Below are 14,274 nucleotides of genomic sequence, written 5' to 3'. Positions count from 1 at the left end.
AAGAAACGCACGACGTGAACGAGGCCGCGCAAAAACAGAACCTGCTCGACCTCGATCGCGAGGGCCTGGAGCGCTTCTTCGCCGAGACTCTCGGCGAGAAGCGCTTCCGCGCCCACCAGGTGATGAAGTGGATCCACCATCGCCACGTCACCACCTTCGAAGACATGACCGACCTCGGCAAGGCGCTGCGCGCCAAGCTCGAAGCGCACGCCGAAGTGCGCGTGCCGACGGTCCAGTTCGACAAACCGTCCGAAGACGGCACCCACAAGTGGCTGCTGGGCATGGACGGGAAAAACGCCATCGAGACGGTCTACATCCCCGACAAGGGCCGCGGCACGCTGTGCGTGTCCTCGCAGGTCGGGTGCGCGCTGAACTGCACGTTCTGCTCGACCGCCACGCAGGGCTTCAATCGCAACCTGTCCACCGCCGAGATCGTCGGCCAGGTGTGGACCGCGGCGCGCCACCTCGGCAACGTGCCGCACAAGCAGCGCAGGCTCACCAATGTCGTGATGATGGGCATGGGTGAGCCGCTCGCGAACTTCGACAACGTCGTCCGCGCGATGAGCGTGATGCGCGACGACCTTGGCTACGGTCTGGCCAACAAGCGCGTGACGCTGTCGACCGCCGGCATGGTGCCGATGATCGATCGCCTCGCGCAGGAAAGCGACGTCTCGCTCGCGGTGTCGCTGCACGCGCCGAACGACGCGCTGCGCGACCGGCTCGTGCCGCTCAACAAGAAATACCCGATCGCCGAACTCATGGACGCCTGCGTGCGCTACGCGCTGCGCAAGAAGGGCGAGTCGGTGACGTTCGAGTACACGTTGATGAAGGACGTGAACGACCAGCCCGCGCAAGCGCGCGAACTGGTCCGCCTGCTGCGCGCGTTCGATCGCGCGGTGCAGATGAAGGACGCGGCCAAGATCAACCTGATCCCGTTCAACCCGTTTCCCGGCACCCGTTACGAGCGCCCGGACGACGCGGCCATCCGCGCGTTCCAGAAGCTGCTCAACGAGGCCGGCATGATCGCGCCGGTCCGTCGCACCCGCGGCGACGACATCGACGCGGCCTGCGGCCAGCTGAAGGGGCAGGTCGTCGACCGCACCCGCCGGCAGGCCGAATTCCGCAAGACGCTCGCGACGCCCGGGGGGCGCGACGCGGACGACATCACGACGGGGACGGCGGATGCGGCATGAGCCGCCGTCCCTTCCGACCATCGGACCCGGCGCTCCGGCGAGCGCCGCTGCAATGAACGGATGCTTTGCTTTGGGGAGCGCTTCGCGATGACATCCAACGACACCGTCATGCCCGAGACCATCCGCGGCATCGGCGAGAAACTGCGTCAGGCCCGCGTCCGCGCCGGCCTGACCCCGGTCGAGGCCGGACAGAAGCTCAAGACGCCGACCCACGTGGTCGAAGCGCTGGAGCGCGAGGACTGGGCGCGGATCGGCGCACCGGTCTTCGTCCGCGGCCACCTGCGCAGCTACGCGCGACTGCTGGGGCTGCCGGACGAAGCGGTGTCCGCCAGCGTCGCCGTGCCGACGCCGCAGGCCGCGGACCTGGTGCCGCGCACCTACACGCCGTGGGCGCAGCGCGTGTTCGAACAGACCTGGCGCCGGCTCGTCTACGTCGCCGTGACCGCCACGATCGCCGTGCCGATCTGGCTGGCCACGCGCTCGCATCTCGACGGCAAGGTCGACACCGTCTCGCTCGACAGCGCCCCGCTGCCGGTGGCGCCGGCGGGCAAGCCCGCGCCGGCCGGCGGTGCGCCGGCACCGGCCGCCGTGCCGCAGGCGCCGCTGGTGGCGTCGATGACCCCGCCGATGCCGGCCCAGCCCGCCGCCGCCTCGGACCTGACCGTGACCTTCGCTGGCGAAAGCTGGGTGCGCCTGAGCGCGGCCGACGGCAGCGTGATCGAGCAGGCGCTGGTCGCGTCCGGCCAGACCCGCAACTACCGCATCGGCGAACTCGGCAAGGCCGTGCTCGGCAACGCGCAGGCCGTCAGCGTGCGCCTGCACGGCCAGCCCGTGGACCTCACGCCCTACATCCGCGCGAACGTGGTGCGCTTTACGGTATCCTCTGACGGTTCTCTCCAGCCGGTCGATCGCTGAGGGGTCCCGGCAGGTCACGGCGCAGCGCCACGGGCGCACGTCCGACATTCCTCCGGCGACCCGCCCGCGGTCGCCGTGCAGGGGCGGATCCCGGACCCCCGGCCGCCGCCTGCCTCCTTCCCGCCGCCGGCGGTGATCGATTCAGGCGCCGCCTGCTACAACGTCGCGGCGTTCATGCGCCGCGGTCGGCGTCCGGATGCCCACCACGACAGCCGCACTTCCGAGACATCAACCGACCCATGGCGATCGACGACCTTCTCGACGAACACGAACAGAGCGAACGCGTCCGCATCTGGCTGCGCAACAATGCCGCCGGTCTCGTCGGCGGCGTCGCTCTCGGCCTCGCGGCCATCTACGGCTGGTTCTGGTGGCAGGACCAGCAGACCGCCCAGCAGCGCAAGGCCGGCGACCAGTACCAGGCGCTGGTGACCGATCTGAAGGCGGGCAAGCTCAAGGAAGCGCAGACCGCTTCCGCGGGCCTGAAGGACACGCCCTACGCCGTGCTCGCCGCGCTGGACGTGGCGAAGGCGCAGGTCGACGGCGCCAAGCGCGACGACGCCATTGCCACCCTTCGTGCCGTGAAGACCGACGACCCCGCGCTCAAGGCCGTGGTCGCGCAGCGTCTGGCGCGCCTGCTGGTCGATGCCGGCAAGGGCCAGGAAGCGCTGACCGTGCTCGAAGGCATCGACGCGCCGCTCGCCCTCGAGGTCCGTGGCGACGCGCTGTTCGCGCTCGGTCGCAAGGAACAGGCGCAGAAGGCCTACGAACAGGCCCTCACCGGGCTCGACGAGGGGTCGCAGCTGCGCCCGGTCATCGAGCTGAAGCTGTCGCAGGCCGGCGGCACCCCGAAGAAATCCGACTCCGCTTCCTGATCAGACCCGCACGATGACTTCCAATCGGTTGCACCCCGCTTCTTCCGCGCCGCGCGGCGCACTCCTCCGCGTCGCCCTGCTGGCAGCCGTGATGATCGCCTTGCCCGGCTGCAAGACCGTGAAGGGCTGGTTCGAGGTCGGCAAGACCGCCGAGGCCAAGGCGGCGGCGAAGCCGGCCGAGCTGACCGAATTCGTGCCGTCCGCCACCGTCGCGCGGATGTGGTCCGCCGACGCCGGCGGTGGCGAGCCCAAGCTGGGCGTGGTGCAGGGCCCGGCGATCGCCGACGGCCATGTCTATGCCGCGGCGGCCGACGACGCCGTCCGCGCGTTCGACCTCCAGACCGGCGCCCGCATCTGGGAATACCGCAGCAAGAAGCAGTCGCTCACCGGCGGCCCGGGCGCCGGCGACGGTCTCGTGGTGGTCGGCACGCTCGACGGCGGTGTCATCGCGCTGGACGCGGCGACCGGCGCCGAGAAGTGGACCGCCAAGGTCACCAACGAAGTGATCGCCGCGCCGACCATCGGTCAGGGCGCCGTGCTGGTGCGTTCCAACGATGGTCGCGTCACCGCGTTCGACGCCAACACCGGCGAGCGCCGCTGGTTCTGGAACCACGACCTGCCGTCGCTCAGCGTGCGCGGCAACGACGCGCCGGTGCTGGGCCCCGGTTTCGTGTTCGTCGGCAACGACGACGGCACGCTGTCGGCGCTGTCGCTGCTCGACGGCCGGCCGCTGTGGAGCGTGCCGGTGGGCCAGCCCGACGGCCGCACCGAGCTCGACCGCATGGCCGACGTCGACGGCACGCCCGCACTGGACGGCGCCACGCTGTTCGCCACCAGCTACAAGAAGCAGACCGTCGCGGTCGACGGTCCCAGCGGCCGCGCGCTGTGGTCGCAGGAACACGGCGGCCCGGGTCGCATCGGCGTCGCGGCCGACCGCATCGTGGTCTCCGACCCGGCCGGCACGGTCTGGGCGCTCGACAAGTCCGGCGGCACGGCGCTGTGGCAGCAGGCGGGCCTGGCCCGTCGCGGCCTGAGCGGCGCCGCGGTCCAGGGCGAATTCGCCGTGGTCGGCGATGCCGAGGGCTATGTGCACTGGCTGCGCCTGGACAACGGCGACTTCGCCGCCCGTACCCGCGTCGCCCGCGATCCCGTGCGCGCCGCGCCGGTCGTGGCGAACGGCGTGCTGGTGGTCGAGACCGTGGACGGCAAGCTCAGCGCCTGGCGCCTGAACTGAGCCCCCGCTGGTCAACCTTCGCGGCCCCGGGTAGGCTGACTGCCCGGGGTCGCGCGTTTCCGACTCTTTCGTGATCTCCCCGCCATGTTGCCTCTCGTCGCCCTCGTCGGCCGGCCCAACGTCGGCAAATCGACGCTGTTCAACGCCCTGACCCGTACCCGCGACGCGCTCGTCCACGACGAGCCGGGGGTGACCCGCGACCGCAACTACGGCGTCTGCCGCCTCGACGAGGCGCGGTCGTTCGTGATCGTGGACACAGGCGGCATCGCCGGCGAAGAGGAAGGCCTGGCCGGCGCCACCGCGCGCCAGTCGCGGGCCGCGGCGGAAGAGGCCGACCTCGTGCTGTTCATCGTCGATGGCCGCGAAGGCCCGTCGGCGCTGGACGACGAGATCCTGCGCTGGCTGCGCAAGGCCGACCGGCCGACGCTGCTGGTGGTCAACAAGACCGATGGCATCGACAGCCGCGCCGCGATCGCCGAGTTCGCGCGCTACGGCATCGCCGAGTCGATCGCGATTTCCTCCGCGCACCGCACCGGCCTCGACAAGCTGCTCGCCGACGTGTTGTCGCGGCTTCCCGCCGAAGGCGGCACCGAGGTGCTCGACAACGATCCCGAGCGCGTCCGCATCGCCTTCGTCGGCCGCCCCAACGTCGGCAAGTCGACGCTGGTGAACCGCATCCTCGGCGAGGAGCGGATGATCGCCTCCGACGTGCCCGGCACCACGCGCGATTCGATCGCGGTGGACCTGGAGCGCGACGGCCGCAAGTACCGCCTGATCGACACCGCCGGCATCCGCCGCAAGTCGAAGGTGGAGGAAGCGGTCGAGAAGTTCTCGATCGTGAAGACGCTGCAGGCGATCGAGCAGTGCCAGGTCGCAGTGATCATGCTCGACGCCAGCGAAGGCGTGACCGAGCAGGACGCCAGCGTGCTCGGTGCGGTGCTCGACGCCGGCCGCGCGCTGGTGGTGGCGGTCAACAAGTGGGACGGCCTGTCGCAGTACCAGCGCGAGCAGACCGACGGCCTGCTGTCGCGCAAGCTGTCGTTCGTCAACTGGGCCGAAGCCGTGCACATCAGCGCGAAGCACGGCTCGGGCCTGCGCGAACTGTTCGCCGCGGTCCATCGCGCGCATCGTTCGGCCACGCACAAGTTCAGTACCTCAGAAGTGACCCAGGCGATGGAGATCGCCTACGAGACCAATCCGCCGCCGTCGATCCGCGGCCATGTCTCGAAGCTGCGCTTCGCGCATCCGGGCGGCGAGAACCCGCCGACATTCGTGGTGCATGGCACGCGGTTGCGCACGCTGCCGGAAAGCTACCGGCGCTATCTCGAGAACTTCTTCCGCCGCCGTTTCAAGCTGATCGGCACCCCGGTGCGTTTCGTCTTCAAGGAAGGCGACAACCCGTACAAGGACAAGAAGAACGTCCTGACCGAGGGCCAGCTGAAGAAGCGCCAGCGGATGATCCGGCATCACAAGCGGAACAAGTGAACGGAGGCGGGCATGGCCGCCGATAAAGAAACCAGTGAACGCTACGCCGCGAAACTGCTGTTCCAGTTCCGCGTGACGGTCGATGGCGACGACGGGATCATGCGCACCTGCGAGGAGCGGATCGTGGTCCTGCGCGCGACGCATGCGCGCGAGGCGCTCGCCCGGGCCAAACGCTACGGACGCAAGGAGCAGCACCGCTATCGCAACAGCGACGTCAATCCGGTGCGTTTCGAGTTCGTCGACGTCCTCGATCTGCTGCTGCTCGGCCCGGAGTGCGAAGAGAACGAGGTCTGGTACGACATCGTGACCCGCAAGCAGCCGATGGAGCGCGCGGCGGCGATCCTTCCAGACGAAGCCGCGCTCAACGCGATCCGCAACGAATCGGTGCGTCCATGATCGATGTGCCGACCATCGCGCCCGGCGACCTCACCCTCGGCTTGTTCGCCGGCGGTCGCGCATCGCGTCTTGGCGGCATCGACAAGGCGTGGCTGACGCGCGCCGGTGTGCCGCAGGTGCTGCGCTGGGCGCGGCGCTGGCCGGGCGAACACGCGGCGGTGCTGGTGTCGGCGAATCGCGATCCCGATCGCTACCAAACGGAAGGCCTGACCGCCGTCGCCGACCGCACGCCCGGCCTCGGTCCGATCGGCGGACTCGACGCGCTGGCCGCCGCCTGCACGACGCCGTGGCTGCTCACGCTGCCGGTCGATCTCGTCGGCGCCAACGACTGCCTGATCCGCACGCTCGCGTCGAAGCGCGGCGCCGACGGGGCGTTCGCAGTCGACGACGACGGGCCGCAGCCGCTGGTCGCGCTGTGGCGCGTCGAGGCATTGCGCAGCGCCTGCGCGGCCGCCATCGCCGCGGACGTCCTCGCCGTGCACGCGCTGCGGGAACGTCTCGACCTGCCGGCGGTACCGTTCGCCGGCTTCCGCTTCGGCAACCTCAACACGCCCGACGACCTCCGTGCCGCGGGCTTCGATCCGCACCCGACACGCGCCACGCCATGACCTTCCCGACCCGCATCGCCTTCGACGAGGCCCGCGCGATCCTCGCGAGCGTGGCCGCGGACCGACGCCTGCCCGCCGAGCGCATGACGCTGGCGCGCGCGCACGGCCGCGTGCTCGCGCAGGACCTCGCCGCGGTCGTCGACCAGCCCGGCTTCGACAACTCGGCGATGGACGGCTTCGCGCTGCGCCATGCCGATCTTGCCGCGGACGGCGAGACGACGCTGCGCCTCGTCGGCGAGCAGTTCGCCGGACCGGCCGGCGATCGCGTCGTCGGCCCCGGCGAATGCCTGCGCATCACCACCGGCGCGCCGCTCCCGGCGGGTGCGGATACGGTGGTGATGAAGGAGAACGCGCTGGTCGAAAACGATCACGTGACCGTGCGAATCGCACCGAAGGCGGGTCAGCACGTGCGCCGCGCCGGCGAGGACGTGCGCGTCGGCGATGCGCTGCTGTCGGCGGGGCAGGTGCTCACGCCGTCGCGCGTCGCGCTGGCCGCGGGGCAGGGCATGGATCGCCTCGACGTCGCGAAGCGGCCGACCGTGGCGGTGTTCACCACCGGCGACGAACTGGTCGAACCCGGCCTGCCGCTGCGCCCGGGCGAGCTGTACGACAGCAATCGCGAGCTGCTGATGGGCCTGTTGCGCGCCGACGGCTTCGAGCCGGTGGCGTGGCCGCGGCTGCCGGACGATCCGGCGGCCATCGAGAACGCGCTGCGCCATGCCGGCCACGCCTTCGACGTTGTCATCACCTGCGGCGGCGTGTCCGCCGGCGAGAAGGACCACCTCCCCGAACTCTTCCGGCGCGAAGGCGTGATCCACTTCTGGAAGGTGCGGATGAAGCCGGGCATGCCGGTGCTGTTCGCCGGCTCGCATTCGGCGCTGGACAATCCCGGCACGGGCGGCCTCGGCGACGCGCTGTTCCTGGGCCTGCCGGGCAATCCGGTGTCGGTGCTGGCGACCTATCTGACGCTGGGCCGTGCGCTGCTCGACGGCCTGCAGGGTCGCGTCGATGCCCGCCCGCGGCTGCGCGCGCGCCTGCGCACGCCGTGGCGCAAGACCCACGAGCGTCTCGAATTCCTGCGCGGCCGGCTGGCCTGCGACGACGACGGCGCGCTGTGGGTCGAGCCCAACCCCGCCGACGGCTCGCACCGCATGCGCGCCGCCGCCGATTCCGACGTGCTGATCGTGCTGGGCGAGGGCGAATGCGCGCTCGATGCGGGTGCGGTCGTCGACGTGCTGTCCTACTGAGCCGACACGCGACGGCTGCATCAGGACGACTCCCCATTGTCATCCCGAGCGCAGCGAGGGACCTGCTTTCCGCATGGCATGCGTCGATGATGAAGCAGGTCCCTCGCTGCGCTCGGGATGACAAAGAAGCGGTGACGCCGTCGCTGCGATGACCGTGGGAGAATGCCCGCCATGACCGCGATTCCCGAACTGGCTCCGCAGGACGCCCGCGACCGCCAGCGCCGCGGCAGCCTCCTCGTCGACGTGCGCGAACCGCACGAGCACGCCACCGGCATGGCCGAGGGCGCGCTTGCGCTGCCGATGGGCGCGCTGCTCGCGGACCCGGCCGCGCACCTGCCGGATCGCGACGCGGAAATCCTGCTGATCTGCCAGAGCGGCCGGCGGTCGATGATCGCCGCGACCGCGCTGGCGGCGCAGGGCTACGCGGACGTCGCCTCGGTCGCCGGCGGCACCGCGCGCTGGATCGCCGAAGGCCTGCCGACGGTGCTGCCCGACGCCGGCATCGACGCCGACTTCGCCGAGCGCTATTCGCGCCACCTGCGGCTGCCGCAGGTCGGCATCGACGGTCAGAAGCGGCTCGAAGCAGCACGCGTGCTGCTGGTCGGCGCGGGCGGGCTCGGATCGCCGGTGGCGTTCTATCTCGCCGCCGCCGGCGTGGGCCGGCTGCGCATCGCCGACGACGACGTGGTCGATCGCAGCAACCTCCAGCGCCAGATCCTGCACACCGAGGCCGCGATCGGCACGCCGAAGGTCGATTCCGCCGCGACCACGCTGTCGGCGCTGAATCCGCGCACGCAGGTCGAGGCCGTGCGCGAACGCGTGACGTCGGACAACGTCGAGCGCCTGCTCGACGGCGTCGACGTGGTGATCGACGGCGCCGACAATTTCGCAGCGCGCTACCTGCTCAACGACGCCTGCGTGAAGCTGGGCAAGCCGCTCGTCTACGGTGCCGTGCATCGCTTCGAGGGGCAGGCCAGCGTGTTCGATGCCGGCCGCCATCGCGGCGAGGCGCCGTGCTACCGCTGCCTGTTCCCCGAGCCGCCGTCGGCCGAGGACGCGCCCAACTGCGCCGAGGCCGGCGTGCTCGGCGTGCTGCCCGGCGTGATCGGGCTGGTGCAGGCGACCGAGGCGCTGAAGCTTCTGCTCGGCATCGGCACGCCGCTGACCGGCCGGCTGCTTCAGTTCGACGCACTGGCGATGCGCTTCCGCGAACTGCGGCTGTCGCCCGATCCCGCTTGCCCGGTGTGTGCGCCCGGACGCGATTTCCCGGGCTACATCGACTACGCCGCGTTCTGCGCGGGGCAGGGCTGAGGCGCATGCGTGCTGCGTCGCGCTGGCGTGTGGTGCTTGCCTGCTGCGCGCTGGCGCTGTCCGCGCGCGCCGGCGCGACCGTGCTGCCCTGCGAGTTCCCCGACGATGCGGGTGCGCCGGGCGGGCTTCGCCAGCGCATCGCCGAAACCGCCTGCCGCGAGCACGCGGACTGGTATGCGCCCTTCATCAACGCCGAGGGCCGCGTCGGCTGGCAGGACGGCCACATCCCGATGGAGGCCGAAGGCGGCAGCGAGAAGCTCGCCAGCGGCACCGCGCCGTGGCGACGCGTGGCCGAGTACTGGCGATCGACCTCGGCGCTGGACAACCTGCGCGGTGCGAAAGGCGCGAAGGAATGCGCGGCACCGACGGGCGAATGGCTGGACGACGCGGCCTGCCGCGCCTTCATCCTCGATCACCCGTGGTCCGCGGCGTTCGTGTCGCACGTGATGAAGCGCGCCGGCGTCGACGATTTCGCGTTCTCGGCGGAACACATCACCTATCTGCGTGCGGCGCATGCCGCGAAGGCCGAACGGCCGCGCTATCGCCTCGTCGCGCCCGATCGCGAGCGCCCCGAAGTCGGCGACCTGCTGTGCTACTCGCGCGAGGCGCGGGTGGCGACGCACGCCGATCTCGTCGCCTTCCTCGATGCCGGCGGCATCGGCCTGAAGACGCACTGCGACATCGTCGTGGGCGTGGATCTCAACGGCGACCGCAAGCTCTACACGATCGGCGGCAACGTGCTGCAGACGGTGATGCTGCGCAAGCTGCCGCTCAACGCCGCGGGCCGTTTCGTGCCGCCGCGCGCCGCGCCCGACGATGCCACGTGTCGCATCAACCACGAGCGCGCGTGCAGCCTCAACGCGAAGGCGTGGATCGCGCTGCTCAAGCTGCGCGACTGAGCGGGACCGCGTCGGGCGTCATGGCCGGCGCAGGAACGCCGCCAGCGCCGGCCCGAATTCCGGATGTATCGAGATGTCGTTGTGGTCCGCGGTCGGGATGCGTACGACGGTCGGCCGCGCCGGCAGCGACGCGATCAACGCCTGGGTGTTCGCTTCCGGCACCACGTCGTCGCGGCCGCCGTGCACGATCAGCAGCGGCCCGCGGAACCCGTGCAGTGCCGACGCCGAGTCGTAGGTGTCCTGCAGCAGCCAGCGGATCGGGAAGGCCGGGTAGTGCGCCTGCGCGGTCGCGCGCATGCTGTCGAACGGCGTGACCAGCACCAGTCGCGCCAGCGGGCGTCGCGCCGCGAGCTGGCTGGCGATGCCGGTGCCGAGGCTGCGCGCGACGACGTCGATCGGCTGCCCCGGATGCCGCGCCTGCACGTCGTCGAAGAACGCTACCGCATCCGCCACCAGCGCCTCCTGCGACGGCATGCCGTCGCTGGCGCCGTAGCCGCGATACGCGAGGAAATACAGGCTGCGGCCCGGAAACCACCGCGCGAAGTCCTCGCGATTCTGTTCGACGTGTTCAGCGTTGCCGCCGAAGTAGAGGACCGGCGATTCCGCTCCGCCATTCACCACCCAGCCGCGCAGCACCGCGTCGGGACGCCGCAGCGCGTAGTCTGTACTCGCCGCATCGATCGCGGTCGCCCAGCCGTAGTACATCAGCTCGCGCTGCTTCGCGTAGAGGAACGCGCAGGCGCCGACGTAGCCGAGCAGGGCGAGGATCGCGACGATGATCAGGAAGACGCGCATGGCCGGTTACTCGTGCCGTTTCGTCGCCGCCTCGAACGCCGCCAGTTGCTCCGGCGTGGCCTCGCGCTGGTGCTGCGCCTTCCATTCGGCGAACGGCATGCCGTAGACGGTTTCGCGGGCGGCATCCTTGGTCATCGCGATCCCGCGCTCGGCGGCGGCTTCGCGGTACCAGTCGGCGAGGCAGTTGCGGCAGAAGCCGGCGAGGATCATCAGGTCGATGTTCTGCACGTCGGGGCGTGCGTGCATCAGGTGGTCGCGCAGGCGGCGGAAGGCGGCGGCTTCGAGTTCGGTGACGGTCTGCGGGTCCATGGCGGGTTCATCGGAAACGGGCGCCGCAATGGTCGCAGGCTTCGGCGAACGGCGCGAATCCGTCGTCGCCGGCCAGCGGTGCGCGGCAGGCCGGGCAGACGACCTGGCGGCGCGTGATCCACGCGAACAGCAGGTGCAGCGGCAGCGCCGGGACCAGCAGCCAGGCGACGTGCACCCGCGGCATGAGCAGGAACGCCCAGCCCGCCAGCAGCGCCAGGAAGGTCGCCATTTCGAGCGAGGTCAGGACGAAGAACCGGCGCCGGGCGGCGGCGAAGCCGGCGGCGACGTCACGGGCCCGGGGTTGATTCACGGTCTGCCTCCTGCGGTCTTTGCGGTCGGAGCCCGCCACTTCGGCGATAATGGCGGCCCGTTCCTGCAACAACGTGTCCATGACCGCACGCATCCTCGACGGCAAACGCATCGCCGATTCGCTGCTCGACGACCTCCGCGCCCAGGTCGACGCCCGGGTGGCGGCCGGCAAGGCCCGGCCGGGGCTGGCGGTGGTGCTGGTCGGCAGCGATCCCGCCTCGCAGTCGTACGTGCGCAACAAGCGCCGCGCCGCAGAGAAGGTCGGCATCCGCGCGTTCGACTTCGACCTGCCGTCCGGGACCTCCGAGGCCGAGCTGCTGGCGCTGATCGACCGTCTCAACGCCGATCCCGCCGTCCACGGCATCCTCGTGCAGTTGCCGTTGCCGGGCATTCCCGACGCGACCCGGCTGATCCACCGCATCGACCCGCGCAAGGACGTGGACGGCTTCCATCCCGAGAACGTCGGCCACCTGGCGCTGCGCCAGTTCGGCCTGCGGCCCTGCACCCCGCGCGGGATCACGACCCTGCTGGCCTACACCGACCGCCCGGTGCGCGGGCAGAGCGCCACCATCGTCGGCGTGAGCAACCACGTCGGCCGGCCGATGGCGCTGGAACTGCTGATCGCGGGCTGTACGGTCACCAGCTGCCACAAGTTCACCCCGGCGGACGTGCTGCGCCGGCACGTGGGCGAGGCCGACATCCTCGTGGTCGCGGTCGGCAAGCCGGCCTTGATCCCGGGCGAGTGGGTGAAGCCCGGCGCGGTGGTGATCGACGTCGGCATCAACCGCCTGGACGACGGCCGGCTGGTCGGCGACGTCCAGTTCGCCGCGGCCTCGGAGCGCGCCAGCTGGATCACCCCGGTCCCGGGCGGCGTGGGCCCGATGACCGTCGCGACCCTGATGCAGAACACGCTGGAAGCGGCCGAAGCCGCCGACGGTACGGCCGATTCCGCGGCCTGAGCGTGCGGGCAGGGGCGCCGGCGGGTTAGAATGTCGCGCTTCATCCCCTCCGGACCGGCCATGCTCCGCATCCAGGCTGAAGCGCTCACGTACGACGACGTTTCCCTCGTCCCCGCGCATTCCAACGTTCTCCCGAAGGACGTTTCCCTCGCCACCCGGCTCACCCGCGACCTGCGGCTGAATCTGCCGATCGTGTCGGCCGCCATGGATACGGTCACCGAAGCCCGCCTCGCGATCGCGATGGCCCAGCTCGGCGGCATCGGCATCATCCACAAGAACCTCACCTGGCAGCAGCAGGCGGGCGAGGTCGCGAAGGTCAAGAAATTCGAGGCCGGCGTGATCAAGGAGCCCTTCACCGTGGGCCCCGACGCCACCATCGGCGACGTGCTGAAGCTCACCCGGGCGCGCAACATCTCCGGCGTGCCGGTGGTCGACGGCGGCCAGCTGGTCGGCATCATCACCGGCCGCGACATGCGCTTCGAGAAGAAGCTGGACGATCCGGTCAGCCACATCATGACCAAGCAGGACAAGCTGGTCACGGTGCGCGAGGGCGCCAGCGACGAGGAAGTGCTGGAACTGCTGCACAAGCACCGCATCGAGAAGGTGCTGGTGGTCAACGACGGCTTCCACCTGCGCGGCCTGATCACCGTGAAGGACATCCAGAAGAAGCGCGACAACCCCAACGCCGCCTACGACCTCAGCGAGCGCCTGCTGGTCGGCGCCGCGGTCGGCGTCGGCGGCGACACCGAGCAGCGCATCGAGGCGCTGGTGGATGCTGGCGTCGACGTGATCATCGTCGACACCGCGCACGGCCATTCGCAGGGCGTGATCGACCGCGTGGCCTGGGCGAAGAAGCAGTACCCGAACCTGCAGGTCATCGGTGGCAACATCGTCACCGGCGACGCGGCGCTGGCGCTGGAAGGCGCGGGCGCGGACGCGGTGAAGGTCGGCGTGGGCCCGGGGTCGATCTGCACCACGCGGATCGTGGCCGGCGTCGGCGTGCCGCAGGTCACCGCGGTGTCGATGGTCGCCGAGGCATTGCAGGACCGCATCCCGCTGATCGCCGATGGCGGCATCCGCTACTCGGGCGACATCGGCAAGGCGATCGTCGCCGGCGCGTCGTCGATCATGATCGGCGGCCTGTTCGCCGGCACCGAGGAAGCCCCGGGCGACACCGAACTCTTCCAGGGCCGCAGCTACAAGAGCTACCGCGGCATGGGCTCGCTGGGCGCGATGGAGAAGGGGTCGAAGGACCGCTATTTCCAGGACGCCAGCGACGCCGACAAGCTGGTGCCGGAAGGCATCGAAGGCCGCGTGCCGTATCGCGGCCCGCTGGGCAACGTGGTGCATCAGCTCGCCGGCGGCCTGCGCGCGACGATGGGCTACGTCGGCTGCGCCACCATCGACGAGATGCGCAAGAAGCCGTATTTCGTGAAGGTCACCGGCGCCGGCCAGCGCGAAAGCCACGTGCACGACGTGCAGATCACCAAGGAACCGCCGAACTATCGGATGGGGTGAGGCGACGCGCTTGCGAGCCACTGGCTCGCGCGTCGCCGAACGCCCGTCCATGGAGGGACGGGCCGGGCGATCTCCCGTCCGACGCAGTGCCGCCATGGACGGCATCGCGACAAACGTATTTCCGCTGTCATCCCGAGCGCAGCGAGGGACCTGCTTTTCCCCTTTCCGAGCAAACAGAAGCAGGTCCCTCGCTGCGCTCGGGATGACAGTGACGTTCCGATCCC

Annotated in this window: 15 protein-coding genes; 12 read left to right on the top strand and 3 right to left on the bottom strand. The window is 70.6% G+C overall.

The window, feature by feature from the left end; genetic code table 11:
* Window positions 1-14 precede the first annotated feature (14 nt).
* The 10 genes from rlmN (at window position 15) to ACT53Q_RS09400 (ending at window position 10,160) form a co-directional block, all read left to right on the top strand.
* Complete coding sequence (gene rlmN, locus ACT53Q_RS09445; protein ID WP_476186403.1) at window positions 15-1,193, top strand: dual-specificity RNA methyltransferase RlmN; 1,179 nt, start codon at window positions 15-17, stop codon at window positions 1,191-1,193.
* A gap of 87 nt (window positions 1,194-1,280) precedes the next feature.
* Complete coding sequence (locus ACT53Q_RS09440; protein ID WP_476186402.1) at window positions 1,281-2,108, top strand: helix-turn-helix domain-containing protein; 828 nt, start codon at window positions 1,281-1,283, stop codon at window positions 2,106-2,108.
* A 239-nt stretch (window positions 2,109-2,347) separates the two neighbouring features.
* A complete protein-coding gene (locus ACT53Q_RS09435) occupies window positions 2,348-2,980 on the top strand; it encodes a YfgM family protein (protein WP_476186401.1) in 633 nt (210 codons plus the stop codon).
* A 13-nt stretch (window positions 2,981-2,993) separates the two neighbouring features.
* Window positions 2,994-4,214, top strand: coding sequence for an outer membrane protein assembly factor BamB (gene bamB / locus ACT53Q_RS09430; protein ID WP_476186400.1), 1,221 nt, complete (start codon window positions 2,994-2,996; stop codon window positions 4,212-4,214).
* An 84-nt stretch (window positions 4,215-4,298) separates the two neighbouring features.
* Window positions 4,299-5,699, top strand: coding sequence for a ribosome biogenesis GTPase Der (der, locus tag ACT53Q_RS09425; protein ID WP_476173063.1), 1,401 nt, complete (start codon window positions 4,299-4,301; stop codon window positions 5,697-5,699).
* Window positions 5,700-5,711: 12 nt separating this feature from the next.
* On the top strand, window positions 5,712-6,095 hold the full coding sequence (locus ACT53Q_RS09420; RefSeq protein WP_476186399.1) for a DUF4288 domain-containing protein: 384 nt from the start codon (window positions 5,712-5,714) through the stop codon (window positions 6,093-6,095).
* Window positions 6,092-6,703: a molybdenum cofactor guanylyltransferase gene (gene mobA, locus ACT53Q_RS09415; RefSeq protein ID WP_476186398.1), complete on the top strand. Its 612-nt coding sequence runs from the start codon at window positions 6,092-6,094 to the stop codon at window positions 6,701-6,703. The genes ACT53Q_RS09420 and mobA overlap by 4 nt, the downstream gene beginning before the upstream one ends.
* Window positions 6,700-7,950 carry a molybdopterin molybdotransferase MoeA gene (locus tag ACT53Q_RS09410; RefSeq protein WP_476186397.1) on the top strand — a complete coding sequence of 417 codons (1,251 nt, stop codon included), beginning with the start codon at window positions 6,700-6,702 and terminating at the stop codon, window positions 7,948-7,950. The genes mobA and ACT53Q_RS09410 overlap by 4 nt, the downstream gene beginning before the upstream one ends.
* Before the next feature lie 162 nt (window positions 7,951-8,112).
* Window positions 8,113-9,261 carry a molybdopterin-synthase adenylyltransferase MoeB gene (moeB, locus tag ACT53Q_RS09405; protein WP_476186396.1) on the top strand — a complete coding sequence of 383 codons (1,149 nt, stop codon included), beginning with the start codon at window positions 8,113-8,115 and terminating at the stop codon, window positions 9,259-9,261.
* Window positions 9,262-9,266: 5 nt separating this feature from the next.
* Entirely contained in the window at window positions 9,267-10,160 is an 894-nt protein-coding gene (locus ACT53Q_RS09400; RefSeq protein WP_476186395.1) for a DUF2272 domain-containing protein, read from the top strand.
* Window positions 10,161-10,178: 18 nt separating this feature from the next.
* Here the strand turns inward: ACT53Q_RS09400 and ACT53Q_RS09395 are convergent, their stop codons facing one another.
* From ACT53Q_RS09395 to ACT53Q_RS09385, 3 genes are read right to left on the bottom strand one after another with little or no spacing between them, the layout of a single operon-like run.
* A complete protein-coding gene (locus ACT53Q_RS09395) occupies window positions 10,179-10,955 on the bottom strand; it encodes an alpha/beta hydrolase (protein ID WP_476186394.1) in 777 nt (258 codons plus the stop codon).
* A 6-nt stretch (window positions 10,956-10,961) separates the two neighbouring features.
* A complete protein-coding gene (locus tag ACT53Q_RS09390; protein WP_476186393.1) occupies window positions 10,962-11,264 on the bottom strand; it encodes a DUF1244 domain-containing protein in 303 nt (100 codons plus the stop codon).
* 7 nt (window positions 11,265-11,271) lie between these two features.
* On the bottom strand, window positions 11,272-11,655 hold the full coding sequence (locus ACT53Q_RS09385; RefSeq protein ID WP_476186392.1) for a hypothetical protein: 384 nt from the start codon (window positions 11,653-11,655) through the stop codon (window positions 11,272-11,274).
* On the opposite strand from ACT53Q_RS09385, the gene folD reads away from it, so the two are divergent.
* On the top strand, window positions 11,654-12,532 hold the full coding sequence (gene folD, locus ACT53Q_RS09380; RefSeq protein WP_476186391.1) for a bifunctional methylenetetrahydrofolate dehydrogenase/methenyltetrahydrofolate cyclohydrolase FolD: 879 nt from the start codon (window positions 11,654-11,656) through the stop codon (window positions 12,530-12,532). The two genes, ACT53Q_RS09385 and folD, sit on opposite strands and share 2 nt — an antisense overlap.
* Before the next feature lie 60 nt (window positions 12,533-12,592).
* Window positions 12,593-14,050: an IMP dehydrogenase gene (gene guaB, locus ACT53Q_RS09375; protein WP_476186390.1), complete on the top strand. Its 1,458-nt coding sequence runs from the start codon at window positions 12,593-12,595 to the stop codon at window positions 14,048-14,050.
* The last annotated feature ends 224 nt before the right edge of the window (window positions 14,051-14,274 follow it).

The organism is Lysobacter sp. DMC97 (assembly GCF_056313745.1).
Note: the sequence above shows the minus strand (reverse complement) of the source record. Positions and strands in the feature narration are given on the sequence as shown.